Genomic DNA, 13,497 nt, shown 5'->3' with positions numbered 1-13,497 from the left:
AAAGTAATTAAGCATGAAGTATATTCTAACGTTTTTTTTGGCAGGCGTCAGTGCTCTTCCCGCATTTTCGCAATCGGACAGTACAACGGCTGATAAAAAGAAGACTACCTTTACGATAGGCGCCACTTATACCAATAATGCCAACTATTATGGACAGAAGGCTGCGGAGAGCATGCCTTACCTGGCAGCGAGCGCCGCGCTCCGGTTTCGCTCCGGAATTTATTTTACCGCTGCGGGCTACCGGCTGCTGAATGATTCCGGTACCTTTGCATCCGCCAGCAGCGCGGGCGCAGGTATAGTATTCAACCTGGGTAAAAAACTGACGGCGGATCTTGGTTACAGCCATACCTTTTATCCTTCCCATTCTCCTTTCCTGCAGGCTGCCAACCCCGATAACGCCAGCGCCTCCCTTAAATATGAGTACTGGATGAGCACAGCACTGGACGTAGACTATAATTTTGGCAGACAGCAGGATGTATTTGTGACGATCGGTACCGAGAAACTGATTAGCCTGGGTAGTATCTTTAAAGGAAAGGACATTGTCACGCTCACCCCATCAATAGCAGTAACAGGCGGTACCCAGCGTTTTTACCAGACCTACGTTACCGAAAAACTACTCCGGGACAGTATTCTTGGAGTCCCGTTGCCTGACATCGGGGGAATTGCGGGCATGGAGAATGGATCTGCCGCCAGCACTACAAAGTTTAACCTGCTTTCCTATAACCTCCGGGTACCTTTAGCCTACAACCGGGCGCATTATATGCTGGAAGCGGCATGCCAGCTTTCCCTGCTGGGACCCAGGGCGGAAACAGGAGCAGGGAAGTTAAATTCATTCCTTGATTTCAGTTTTTATTACCAGTTCTGATGATATGAAAGTCCTGATTGTAGAAGATGAAAAGGGAATGGCCTCTGAAATGGAGGCCTTTCTGAAAAAAACATTTTATTTATGCGACCTGGCTTACACTGCGAAACAGGGATTAGAAAAAATGGAAGAGAACCAGTACGATTTTATCCTGCTGGATCTCGGCCTGCCTGATAAGGACGGGTTGCTGCTGTTGCAGGAGGCTAAGAAGAACTGCCCGGATGCAGCTTATATAATACTGTCGGCCAGGGGACAGTTGGAGGATCGGATCAAAGGGCTGGACCTGGGGGCTGATGACTACCTGCCCAAACCCTTTTCTTTGCTGGAACTACAATCAAGAATGCAGGCAGTAGCCCGGCGAAAATTTGGTCTGCCGGATTCCATTGTTGTATTGGGTGATTTCAGGGTAGACCTGAACAAAAGACTGGTGCTTTATGCGGGTGAAACCGAAATAGAGCTCTCCCGGAAGGAGTTTGACCTGCTAAGCTACCTCTTGCTTCACAAAAACAGGCCGCTGACAAGAATGCAACTGAGCGAGCATATCTGGGGTAATTTTTCCGATGATGACTATGATTCCAACTATATCGATGTGCATATAAAAAACATCCGTAAAAAGTTGTCCGCCTACGCTTCGGTAGAATGGCTCCACACGGTTCGCAGTGTGGGTTATAAAGTTAAGATCTGAATATGAAGCTATTTACCAAACTGACACTGTTTATCACGCTCTCGAAACTGGCGATCGTGATACTTTTCGTGTGGCTGCTGCCTTTTCTGGTAAACAGGGTCGCCTATCAGTATAACGACTACTACCTGAACGAGCAAAAGAAAAAAGCGATGGAGGTGATCCGGCAGAACGGCATAGAAGCATATCTGCAGGGGGAACCGAGCTACGGCAGCTATACCATGCTGAAGGAAGAGTACATCTCCCTTGAGCCCGCGGGAAGGGTTATTGTGCCCGATACCATTGCTACCCTGCGCCGTGTGGTGGAAAAGGACACGCTGACCTACAGGGTGCTTAGCCACACCTTTAATTATAACAACAACAGGTACATGCTGGAAGTAGGTAAGACAACCGCTACTATCGGTCAGTATAACCAGCCGCTGCAAAGGGTGGCCCTGTATGTGCTGATCGGGTTGATTGTTAGCACCATTGTAATAGACCTGGTCTTTACCCGTTTGCTGCTGCGTCCCCTGGGCGTAATTATCAGGAACAGGCTTTTAAACACGCGCTTTCCCTTCAGGGAAACAATGCGGCCTGTTCAAACGTCTACCACCGACTTCAGGTACCTGGATGATTCCCTTACGGAATTGATGGGCAAAATAAGGGAGGCATTCGAGAAAGAAAGAGAGTTTACTTCCAATGCCTCGCATGAATTAATGACTCCCGTCAGCATCCTGCAGAGTAAGATGGAGAACCTGATGATGGAGGAAACGCTTCCCGAGGTATTACAGAAGAGGGTTATGGACATGATGAAAACACTTAACCGCCTTAAAAAGATTATACATTCACTGCTACTGATCTCACGCATAGAAAATGATCAGTTCCCCAAAGCGGACAGCTTTCCACTGCGGACCCTGCTGCAGGAAGTGGTAGACGAACTGGGGCATCGTCTGCAGGAGCAACGGCTGCATTTTAACCTCCAGCTTTCGGGAAATGTGATATTGCGCGGACTGAACCACGACCTGATCTTTCAACTGATCTATAATCTTCTCAATAATGCCATCCGGTATAACAAACCGGCAGGCAGCATTATCGTCTATGATCAGCTTATACCGGAAAAGCCATACCGGTTGCTAATAAAGGATACAGGCATCGGGATACCGGAAAATGAAATAGATGCTATCTTCAACCGGTTTAAAAAAGTGGAAAGAAAGGAGAATGAAGGGTATGGCCTGGGGCTTTGCATTGTGCGAACGATCGCCCGGTATCATGGCATAAAGATCGAAGTGGCCTCGAGCGTAGGGGTAGGTACGTTGTTTACCCTCATCTTCCCGGAAGGAATGGCAGCAGCAGGCCCTGATCCTGGTCAGGAAGCAAGCCTGTCTGAAGGAGACCGCGCCTTGGGTGCTTATAACGGATTCAGCAAGTTTTAAAGGGGACTGTTATTGCGCTAACCGTGTAGTGCGCTCTACACTCCTCCTGGCTGCCAGCCTTTTAGCAGTTTTCATCAATAGGTGGCACAACTTATGTAACGCTTATTTATTGTACCAAATCTTCCGGTTATGAAATTTATAGGAACCAGGGCTCATGGATATATAGATTATATCGTGGGCGTATTGCTGATTGCAGCACCATGGATATTGGGGTTTTACAGGGGTGGTGCCGAATCCTGGGTGCCGATAATATTAGGCGCCGTCATAATTTTGTACAGCCTGATGACTGATTATGAGCTTGGAATGGCGCGTATGATCTCTATGCGTACACACCTTACCTTGGATGTAATAGGTGGCCTCTTCCTGGCGGTTTCTCCCTGGCTGTTTAACTATGCGGACTATATATGGGAGCCGCATGTAATTGTAGGTATACTCGAAATAGGCGTAGCAATTATGACCAGGCGGGTACCCGCAACGGAAAGAGAAAGACGCACCGGTAAGGTCGCAACTTCTTAGGCAGGACAGCATGTAAAGGAACTTAAAAGGCATCATAAATGGGGATGCCTTTTATAATGTTATTGCCTGGAAGTTAAGGGCAGGAAATCCCGGAGTAAAGGTAACCTCATGTTCTATTCCAGAACAATTCATGATCTTGTCGATATAAAGGAAATCTGGCTGGAGCCCGCCGTACCTCAGTATAAGCGCGGTCAGGAGATATTGGACAGATTCCCGGATGCAAAGCTGATCGAGGTACCCTCACACTGGAAAATCCCTTCCCTTCATGGGTTTCATGGAGCAGTTGAAAACTGGCTGAAGATAAAAAGGAATGTGCTGATCCTGGGCGTGAAAAAATCTTTAAGCTGCCGGCCCAATAGCCGCAGCTCGAATTTTATATCTCCCTCGGAATCCAATGGCTGTACCATGTCATGTGCTTACTGCTATGTGCCCCGCCGGAAAGGATATGCAAACCCTATTACCTTGTTCGTAAACATAGAGCAAATAATGGGGTACCTGGAAAGGCATGCAAAAAAGCAGGGGCCTAAAACCCTGCCGGACGCCGTTGACCCCCTGTACTGGGTATATGAGATCGGGGAAAACGGAGATTGTTCCGCTGATGCAGCCTTATGTGACAACATAAAGGATCTGATGAACCTTTTCAAAAGGATTCCCAATGCCAAGCTCACTTTTGCAACAAAGTTTATTAACCGGGATATGCTGGCTTATGATCCGCAGGGGAAAACACGCATCCGGTTTAGTTTAATGCCTCATAAGCTGAGCAAGCTGGTAGATGTGCGCACTACTTCCATATCTGACCGGATAGATGCTATGAATGATTATACCGCTGCCGGGTATGAGGTAAATGTTAATTTCTCCCCGGTCATTTACTATGAAGGATGGGAAGCTGACTGGAAAGATCTTTTTACAGAACTGGATGACAAGCTGGATGCCAGGACGAGGCAGCAACTTACCTGCGAGATCATTTTTCTTACCCATAACGAACACCTGCATGAAGTGAATATGGGATGGCATCCCAGGGCGGAGGAACTGCTGTGGGTACCGGCCCTGCAGGAATTTAAATACAGCGAGACCGGCGGAAGGAATGTACGGTACAAAAGAGGGCTGAAAGCCGCCCTGGTAAGGACGCTGGTGGAGATGGTACACCGGCGGCTGCCCTACTGCAATATCCGCTATGCCTTTTAACACCTGGTGGCATGGCTGCTATTACAAATTAATTCCCGACGGTATCCTGCTTGCTGGAGCCATCTGCTTAACTTTCCCGGGTACCACTCAGGGTGCTTTCGCCGATTGATGAAATCTCCGGAACTGAAGGGGGAAGACGCCTGAAGTATAAGTTACCCGTATACCTGCTTTGATCCTAATCTTTTTTAGGCTATCTTTCTGCGCAACCCATATTCAATTACACTAGATGAAAAGACAGACTGCACTGCCTGAAAAGATCAATTATGTCCTGCTGCTAACCGGGTGCCTGGCACTGGTATTGCCGGCATGCCGGCAACAAGCCACGGACAAGCGGATCAAACAGATGGATTCCACGAAAACCGCACAAATTGCCGCTGCTATAGAAGCAGCGATGAAACCGGAGCTGGCCGAAGGGCTATCCCTTACACTATGGGGTATTGACTCGCTGGTGATTTCCCCGATCGCCATTGATATTGACGATCATGGAAAGCTGTATTACACTACTACCAACCGCCAGAACCATTCCGAGTTCGATATCCGCGGCCACCGCGACTGGGAGATACCTTCCATCAGCCTGCAGACCGTGGAGGACCGGCGCGCTTTTCTCCATAAAGAACTTTCTCCCGGGAACAGTGAGCGGAACCGCTGGCTGGAAGATATGAACGGCGACAGCTCCCACGATTGGCGGGATCTCACCGTGGAAACGGACCAGGTGTACCGCATGGAAGACCTGAACGGCGACGGCGTAGCCGACCTGTCGCAACTGGTGGTGGATGATTTCCATGATGAGGTGAGCGATGTGGCAGGAGGCGTATTGAGCGAGGGCGATGACCTGTATGTGGCGATAGCGCCGGACCTGTGGCGGATGAAGGACCGGAACGGCGACGGGATCGCTGATGAGAAGACCTCCATCTCGCATGGCTACGGCGTGCACATCGGCTTTAGTGGTCATGGTATGTCCGGCGTGGAGATGGGGCCTGACGGCAGGATCTACTGGCAGATCGGCGACATCGGTTTTAATGGCAAAGGCCCGGACGGAAAGCAATGGTCGCATCCCAACAGCGGCGTAATTGCCCGCTCCAATCCCGATGGCAGCGACTTCGAGATATTTGCATACGGGTTGCGCAATACCCACGAGTTTGCATTTGATGAATACGGGAACCTGATCAGCGAAGACAATGACGGCGATCATCCCGGGGAAAAAGAGCGACTGGTGTACATCGTGAACGGATCAGACGCCGGCTGGCGCAGCAACTGGCAATATGGCAAGTACCGGGACCCGGACAACAACACCTATAAAGTATGGATGGACGAAAAAATGTACCTGCCCCGTTTTGAAGGACAGGCTGCTTATATCACGCCCTGCATCAGCAATTTTGTGAGCGGGCCCGCCGGTTTTGTATATAACCCCGGCACCGCCCTGGGCCCTGCTTACCGGAACACTTTCTTTGTAGCGGAGTTTGTAGGCAATCCCTCCAATTCAGGCGTGCACAGTTTCCGGCTGACGCCTAAAGGCGCCACCTTTGAGCTGGGCGAGCATAAGAAGATACTGAGCGGGGTACTGGCCACCGGTATGGATTTTGGCCCGGACGGCGCACTGTACGTAGCAGACTGGATCGACGGATGGGATACGCATAAATACGGGCGCATCTGGAAGCTGGATGACAAAGCGGAGGCCCTTGCCGGGATACGTAAAGAGATCAGGTCCATCCTGGCGGCCGACCTATCGGAGTATGAAGAAGCCGCGCTGGGCGGCATGCTGAAGAACCCGGATATGCGGGTAAGAATGAAGGCGCAGTTTGAGCTGGTAAAGCGGAAGGAAAAAGGCGCGGAGATCTTCCGGCAGGCGCTGGCGCAAAGGGATAACCAACTGGCGCGGGTACACGCCATCTGGGGCCTGGCCCAACTGGGCCGCCAGGATAAGCAATATGCGGCCGCCATTGTCCAGGTGCTGAAAGACAGCGATCCGGAGATGAGGGCGCAGGCAGCAAAATGGCTGGGCGATATCCGCTACGTAGATGCCGGTCCGGCATTGATCCCTTTATTAAAAGATACGGCCAGCCGCGCCCGCTTTTTTGCAGCGGAAGCGCTGGGAAGAATAAAATATGAGCCGGCAGTAGCTGCTATCATCGCCATGCTGGCAGACAACAACGATGCGGATGCCTACCTGCGGCATGCAGGCTGCCTGGCATTAGCGCGCATCGGGAAAGCGGAGCCGGTGGTAGCGCTGTCCGCCAGCCCTTCCCGTGCTTTAAGGGTAGCAGGGGTAGTAACGCTCAGGAGAATGCAGCACCCGGGTATTGCCAATTTCCTCAACGATCCCGATGAATTTGTAGTAACGGAAGCGGCCCGCGCCATCAACGACGATCTTTCCATTGAAGGAGCCCTGCCCGCGCTGGCTGCTTTGCTGGATAATACCCGTTTCACCAACGAAGCATTGCTGCGGCGCGTGATCAATGCCAACCTGCGGGTAGGTACGGATACGGCTTTGCAGCGGCTGATCCGTTACGCGCAGCACGCGGGCGGCCCGGCCGCCATGAGGGCGGAAGTGGTGGATGTAGTGAGCGTATGGGCCAAACCATCTGTGCTGGACCGCGTGGACGGTCGGCTGCGGGGACCTGTTCAGCGGAACGCCACCCAATTGGTAAATGTATCTGCTACTGCGCTGACCGGCCTGTTGACCGATAAAGCGCTGCCCGTAAGGCTCAGCGCTGCAAAAGCCATTCACAAGCTCAATATAAAAGCTGCTGCGGAGCCGCTGCTGGCTGTACTGAAGAATGACCGGGAAGCAGCCATGCGTGCGGAAGCATTAAAGGCGTTGGCTGCGCTGAAAGGACCGCAGGTGGAGCCTGCCATCCGGCTGGCGTTGTCGGACAAAGAAAAAACAGTAAGGGTAACCGGGTTGGAGCTGCTGGAGCAACTGGACATTCCCAAAGCCGTAATGGTAAACCTGCTGGCGGACGTGATCGCCTCCAAAACCCTGGAGGAGCAGCAGGCCGCCGTGCTCACCCTGGGCAAGCTGCCGCTGGCCAATTCGCAGCCGGTGCTGGAGGACCTGCTGAATAAAATGGCGGCCGGCAAACTGGGCGCCGGTATTTACCTGGAGCTGGGTGAGGCCATTGACAGCGCCCGCGCTCCGCAGTTGCAGGCCCGCTATAAGGAGATCAGCAGCAAAGTGGCGTCCGGCGATGTGCTGGCGTCTTATGCCAGTTGCCTGCAGGGCGGCGATCCGGAGCGGGGCAGGCAGGTGTTCTTCCGCAATGAGAACGCACAATGTATGCGGTGCCATGCATTCGACGACCGTGGAGGCAATGCCGGCCCGCGCCTGAATGGCGTGGCTGGCCGGATATCACGGCAACAGATACTCGAAGCGCTGATCACGCCCAGCGCCCGCCTGGCGCCGGGCTTTGGCATGGTGACGCTGGAGCTGAAGAACGGGGAAAAGCTCACCGGCGTACTGGCCGGGGAAAGCAAATCCGGCCTGAGCATAAAAGACGGTTCGGGGCCGGACCGCTTCATTCCCGCCGGCGAGATCACGAAGAAAACATATGCCCTCTCCAGCATGCCGGATATGAAAGCGTTGCTCTCCAAAAAGGAGATCCGTGATGTGGTGAGCTTCCTGGCCGGGTTAAAAGAGGATAGCTGATATGGCCACGCCCGTTCCTGGCGATATGTTGAAATTATCAAAAGACATATTGGCCGCATGCGTACGGATACCCGCTTTGCCGCTGATGATGGGTGAAGGGTCCGTATAGTCGATCACCGGCGTGAGCATGTCGTCCAGGTATACCTTGATATTAGCGCCGCTTACTACCGCCCTGAGATGATAGAACTGGCCGGGAGTAAGCGGCTGATTATTCCGGGAAAGCTGCGCCCAGTTGTAATTTTGTTTGCCCAGTACAATACCCCCCGCTTCTATACCGGCATAATACCCCTGGAAATAATCGGAGCTGAGGGCGTCGGAGGTGCCGAACTGCGCTGCAGCCGGGTTGCGCACGCGAAACACCAGGCCGCCATTGCCGGAGGAGGGGCATTGCACATCCGCTTCCACCGTGTAATCCGTCCAGCCCACATCCCCCATGGTCCGCTTGCCAAAACCATCAATGCCGGCCCGGCCGGAGCTAATGGTATAATTGCCGTTGCTGTAATTCCACAGGCCGGAAAAGCTGCCGGAATCAAAATTGTCCGACCCATTGGGCAAGGTAGCAGCGCCGGATTCAAACCGCAGGGCGGCAAAATCAAATTCTCCTTCCACGGTTTCCAGGCGGATGGTATGGTAGCCGGCCGGCAGGTTTAGATTTTTAAGAACAGCCGTGCGCCAGGCGGACCAGCTACCGGTAGCCGGGATGGACACGATGCCGGAAACGTCTGCGCCATCGCAGTAGACGCGCAGCTTACAGGCCGTGAAAGTAGTGGCATAGCGCAGGCCCAGGTGATAGGGCCCGGTCGATTGTACGTTCACGTTATACTGGTACCATTCCCCGGTCTGGTTCCAGCCGATGTTTTGCCCGCCTTCTTCACAGTCGCGTATATCCACCCGGTCCGCCCGGTATTTGCCGCCTATGTTGGCGCTGCTCAGGTCATGGTAGCCCACGCCCTCCCCGCCTTCATTGTAATGCACGGCGGGGATGACGCCCGGCACCGGTTTATGAAAACTGAACACCCCGCTGCCGTTTACGTGGTTGCTGAAGGCCGTATACCCGAAATCGGCATGGTCATGGTAGGTAGTTACGCCGATCTTTCCGCCGGCCGTAATATTGGCGGTGCGGGCGGATTTGAGCATGCCATCCACGTAGATGCGGAACGTTGTGCCTTCCTTTTCCACGCGTATCACGTGCCACTTTTGATAATCCCATCCGGGCGGCAGCGGCACGGCGCTCACGCCAATGGATACACCGTTTACTTTGATATCTGTTTCCAGCGTATTATCGTAGCTGCTCAGCAGGGCGGAGCCGAAGGTGTTTTCATCGACATAGGAAAATACGGCTCCAAAGCGCGCATCGGTACCGCCCCGGCTCATTTCCTTGAGGTTGAATTCTGCGGTATAGTTGGCTGCGGTGGCGGCCGTGCTCACCTGCCGGTACCATTGCTGGGTGGCTTTATTATCCTGCCATAGCAGCTCCTGGTTGTAGATACCCCAGTTGCCGCCATTGATATTGGTCCAGTTGCTGCCGATAGCGGTGCGGTCAAAACGATCGTAAAAGGCGGGCAATGCAGGGGCGGGCTGCGCCCAGTTGGTAGGGCCGTACACCAGCAGTTGGCTCCCGTTAAAACCCATGGGGTCAATGTTCAGTTTGCGGTTAGGGCCTACAATGCTGCTGGGCCCCAGCAGGTTGTGGTAGGCAATGAACCAGGTATCCAGGTCGGGTCCGATGACGGAGCCGCTATGCCCCAGGCCAAAGAAGGCACCTTCCGTGTTCAGTACCACCGGGTTATTGGCGCCCGCGGTATAGCTGCCCAGCGGGGCGGCAGCGGTGCCATACACCACCCGGTAGCCGCTGCTGAAAACATGGTTGCCGCAATAGGTGAGATAATACACGCCGTTGCGCTTGAAGAGGGTAGAGCCTTCTGTCCAGCCATTGAGCGAGGTGCCGCTGATAGTGCTCCCGGTGCCGATGGACAGCGGGCTGCTCATGGCAGCGCCCCGGATGCCGCTGCCACCGGCATAAGTAAAATATAGCTGGGCGTTATCGTCAATAAATACGGAGCCGTCGATGCTGTAGCCCAGGTTGCCTGTTTGCACGGAAAAAGGGCCGGTAGGGCTGCTGGCGGACAGAACGTAGTGCCCGTTGCCCGCCGGCGAGGTATACATATAGAAGGTGCCGTTCCAGTAGATCACTTCCGGGGCGTAGGCGCCTTTGGTGGTGGTAACGGAGGCGGGCACGCACAGCCCTTCATAGGTCCAGTTGGCCAGGTCCCAACTGCTCCAGCATTTTACGCCGCTCTGGTCGTCGCGCGTGCTGCAGTACAGGTAGTATTTGCCCCTGAACTTCAGGATGTAGGGATCACCGATGCCATATTCTCCCCATTCCTGGTCAAGGGTGCGGGGGTTGGTAACCTGGGCGTAGGTAACGGGGATAAAGGTTAGGAGCAGCGCGAGCAGGAGTATCGGGTGCAGTGTAAAGGCGTTTTTCATAACAGTAAGGGTTGTAAACAAGATAAATTTAATATGTGGCGGCCGGGCCGGCTATTCACAACGGATCATTATTTATTCAAATTAGGTCAAATTACCGGTATATTTAGCATCCATCGTCTCATCTTATTTATATGAAGACAGCAGACATTATCCTGAAAATAAAACAGGGCGAGCTACCCGGGAAAGCAATCACCGTTGCCCGGAATGAGTTGCTGAAGATTAACGGCACCGTTGATACGAACATCTATTTCATTGAGAGCGGGAGCCTGCGGATCTTTGTGTTGGATGGCGATGAAGAACGGATCATCCGTTTTGGCTATAAGGACAATATCATTGTTTCGCTGGACTCCTTCTTATCCGGGCGGCCTTCTGAATTTTATATGCAGGCCATTAAAAAAACAAGTTTAAAGGTTATTACAAAGCAGGCCTTCCTCGACTTCATCCGTGCCAGTGAAGCCAACCTCCATACCTGGGTAGCGGTGCTGGAGAACCTGGTGCTGCAGCAAATCGAACGGGAAAAAGACCTGTTGATCAGCGCTCCGCGCGAAAGGTATGAACGGGTATTGAAAAGGAGCCCGCAATTGTTCCAGCAGATACCACACAAGTATATCGCCAATTATTTAAGAATGACCCCTGAAACACTATCCCGCCTGAAAAAGTCTTGATCCCGGTCAATATCTGTGTAGCAGGAAACCGGGAATTTTGCAGGCAAAAAGTATGGCTATTGCATCAGCACAATTGATCGCGGAGCTGTCGGCGCTTACCCGCCAGCATAAAGCGGCCGTGGAACTGCTCAGGGACAGGAAAGAAGAGGAGCTTGCCTGGAGAGCCTCCGTCCAAAGCTGGAATATACTGGAATGCCTGGAGCACCTGAACCTGTACGGCCGTTTTTACCTGCCGGAAATAGAAAAACGTATCCAGGCTACGAAGACCCGGCCGGATGAACAGTTCACCCCCGGTTTTATAGGGAACTATTTTGCCAATAGTATGTTGCCGAAGGGAAAGCTGAACAGGATGCAAACGTTCAAAAACATGAACCCTATTTATAAGGACCTGGACATGCGCGTGCTGGACACATTTCTTCACCAGCAGGACCATATGCTGGAGCTGCTGCAGCGCGCCGCAGGCGTGAGCCTGAACCGGGTAAAGACCGGTATCAGCATTACCGGGTGGGTCCGGTTAAAGTTGGGGGATACTTTCCGGGTAGTGGTTTATCACAACGAGCGGCATATGCAGCAGGTGAAAAGGATATGGGGGGAGATGGCAGCCATGACCGCTTTCGCAACCGGGTGATGCCGGTAGGCCGGCCCGGCAGGCCGTTCGCCCTTCAATTTATCCTTTTCACCGGGCGTTTGTGCTGCCGGAGCCTGGCGCCGGTTTACATTTGCCCTGCCTGTAAAAGCACCCTCAGATGATGAAACAGTTTTTCTGCCTCCTCCTGGCCGTGCTGCTGTTGGCGGGATGCATCAGCAGCCGGCAGAGCGGTACCGCTTATGGCCCCGGCTGGTCTGCCGTGCATGCTGATGGCCGGAATTCCGACTGCGCCCCTTTCAACGGACCGGGGAAAATAACGCCCGCCTGGCAACGAAAGTTCGACGGCCGGATCAACCTGGGGGCCACTACCAGCCGGGATGGTAAAGTATTTGTAACCACCAGCGGCAAGGGATGCCATCTCTATGCCCTGGACGCCCGGACCGGTGAAACACTTTGGTGCACAGAGGAAGTGAATAGGTTTGCCGTGGCATCTTCAGCGCTGCTGGACCGGGAGGGCCATATTTACCTTGCAGACAATGAGGCCATGCACGCCTTTGATGGAAAGGGCGCTTTGCTCTGGGAAACGCCGATAACAGGTTTCCCGCTGTCTGCACAGTTCACCCAAACCGGCAGGCTGATCTTTATTACCCATATCGGGAAAGTATATGTGCTGGACCGGAAAACCGGGCAGCCGCTGATAGGCGGATGGGACCTGTCGCCAGGAAACATGCCGGATGCAGGGTTTGACCCGGTTGCCTGCATGAAAGGCACTGAAGCCTGCCCCTGCGCCAATACGCTCGCTTTTGACCAGCAGAACGGACGTTTTTATTTTACTTACTGGAAGCCCGGCACGGCCAGTGCCGCCTTGCGGGCCATGCAGTATACGGAACAGCCGGTGCCCACTGTAACAATGGTATGGGAGAACAGCGCCCTGCCGGGCGGCAGCGCTTCCAGCCCGGACATTGCCGCCAACGGCAGCCGGGTGTATGTAAATGACAATGCCGGTTTCCTGTATGCGCTGGATGCCGGTACCGGCCATATTATCTGGAAATATGAGATCGGGTTTGAGCCAGGCGGCAGCCAGTCCACCTCGCCGGACGGATATATTATGCCGGCAGGCGCCAATGGCGCGCGGCTGCTATGCATAAAAGATCTGGGAGCGCATGCGGAACTGGTATGGCAGTGCGACAGCCTGCATAACCGCGGTGTGGCCACACAGGCAGGCGGTAAGCTGGCTTATTGTACTGTGGCATCGGGGCGCGGCCGGTTCCAAAATGATCTGGTGGTGGTAAATGTGCTGACCGGCGAAATACTCGACCGGGAGCCGCTGCCGGGTGTTACCATTTTTACGGTGGGTACAACCCTGGGACCGGAGGGGAACATATACGTACCTTCATTTAACGGCGCCCTGTTTGCATTCCGGCCGGACTGAACGGCGGCGCCGGAAAAG

At 53.5% G+C, this 13,497-nt stretch carries 10 protein-coding genes; 9 read left to right on the top strand and 1 reads right to left on the bottom strand.

Going from position 1 to position 13,497, the window contains the following annotated elements; translation table 11 throughout:
• Positions 1 to 13 precede the first annotated feature (13 nt).
• The 6 genes from LX66_RS01445 (at position 14) to LX66_RS01420 (ending at position 8,303) form a co-directional block, all read left to right on the top strand.
• A complete protein-coding gene (locus LX66_RS01445; RefSeq protein ID WP_145710115.1) occupies positions 14 to 865 on the top strand; it encodes a hypothetical protein in 852 nt (283 codons plus the stop codon).
• 4 nt (positions 866 to 869) lie between these two features.
• Positions 870 to 1,547, top strand: coding sequence for a response regulator transcription factor (locus LX66_RS01440; RefSeq protein WP_145710114.1), 678 nt, complete (start codon positions 870 to 872; stop codon positions 1,545 to 1,547).
• A gap of 2 nt (positions 1,548 to 1,549) precedes the next feature.
• Positions 1,550 to 2,956 carry a sensor histidine kinase gene (locus LX66_RS01435; RefSeq protein WP_145710113.1) on the top strand — a complete coding sequence of 469 codons (1,407 nt, stop codon included), beginning with the start codon at positions 1,550 to 1,552 and terminating at the stop codon, positions 2,954 to 2,956.
• 129 nt (positions 2,957 to 3,085) lie between these two features.
• Complete coding sequence (locus LX66_RS01430; protein WP_145710112.1) at positions 3,086 to 3,472, top strand: SPW repeat domain-containing protein; 387 nt, start codon at positions 3,086 to 3,088, stop codon at positions 3,470 to 3,472.
• A 108-nt stretch (positions 3,473 to 3,580) separates the two neighbouring features.
• Positions 3,581 to 4,657, top strand: a complete 1,077-nt coding sequence (locus LX66_RS01425) for a spore photoproduct lyase family protein (RefSeq protein WP_145710111.1) — start codon at positions 3,581 to 3,583, stop codon at positions 4,655 to 4,657.
• Positions 4,658 to 4,883: 226 nt separating this feature from the next.
• On the top strand, positions 4,884 to 8,303 hold the full coding sequence (locus tag LX66_RS01420; protein WP_145710110.1) for a DUF7133 domain-containing protein: 3,420 nt from the start codon (positions 4,884 to 4,886) through the stop codon (positions 8,301 to 8,303).
• Here LX66_RS01420 and LX66_RS01415 read toward each other — a convergent pair.
• A complete protein-coding gene (locus tag LX66_RS01415; RefSeq protein WP_145710109.1) occupies positions 8,286 to 10,793 on the bottom strand; it encodes a family 43 glycosylhydrolase in 2,508 nt (835 codons plus the stop codon). The two genes, LX66_RS01420 and LX66_RS01415, sit on opposite strands and share 18 nt — an antisense overlap.
• Before the next feature lie 131 nt (positions 10,794 to 10,924).
• Here LX66_RS01415 and LX66_RS01410 point away from each other — a divergent pair, with 131 nt between their 5' ends.
• The 3 genes from LX66_RS01410 (at position 10,925) to LX66_RS01400 (ending at position 13,479) form a co-directional block, all read left to right on the top strand.
• The gene (locus tag LX66_RS01410; protein ID WP_145710108.1) at positions 10,925 to 11,458 is read left to right on the top strand and encodes a Crp/Fnr family transcriptional regulator; all 534 of its coding nucleotides are present in this window, start codon (positions 10,925 to 10,927) and stop codon (positions 11,456 to 11,458) included.
• A 52-nt stretch (positions 11,459 to 11,510) separates the two neighbouring features.
• Positions 11,511 to 12,086, top strand: a complete 576-nt coding sequence (locus tag LX66_RS01405) for a DinB family protein (RefSeq protein ID WP_145710107.1) — start codon at positions 11,511 to 11,513, stop codon at positions 12,084 to 12,086.
• Between the two features lie 118 nt (positions 12,087 to 12,204).
• On the top strand, positions 12,205 to 13,479 hold the full coding sequence (locus tag LX66_RS01400; protein ID WP_145710106.1) for an outer membrane protein assembly factor BamB family protein: 1,275 nt from the start codon (positions 12,205 to 12,207) through the stop codon (positions 13,477 to 13,479).
• The last annotated feature ends 18 nt before the right edge of the window (positions 13,480 to 13,497 follow it).

Source organism: Chitinophaga japonensis (assembly GCF_007830125.1).
Taxonomy (GTDB): domain Bacteria; phylum Bacteroidota; class Bacteroidia; order Chitinophagales; family Chitinophagaceae; genus Chitinophaga; species Chitinophaga japonensis.
Note: the sequence above shows the minus strand (reverse complement) of the source record. Positions and strands in the feature narration are given on the sequence as shown.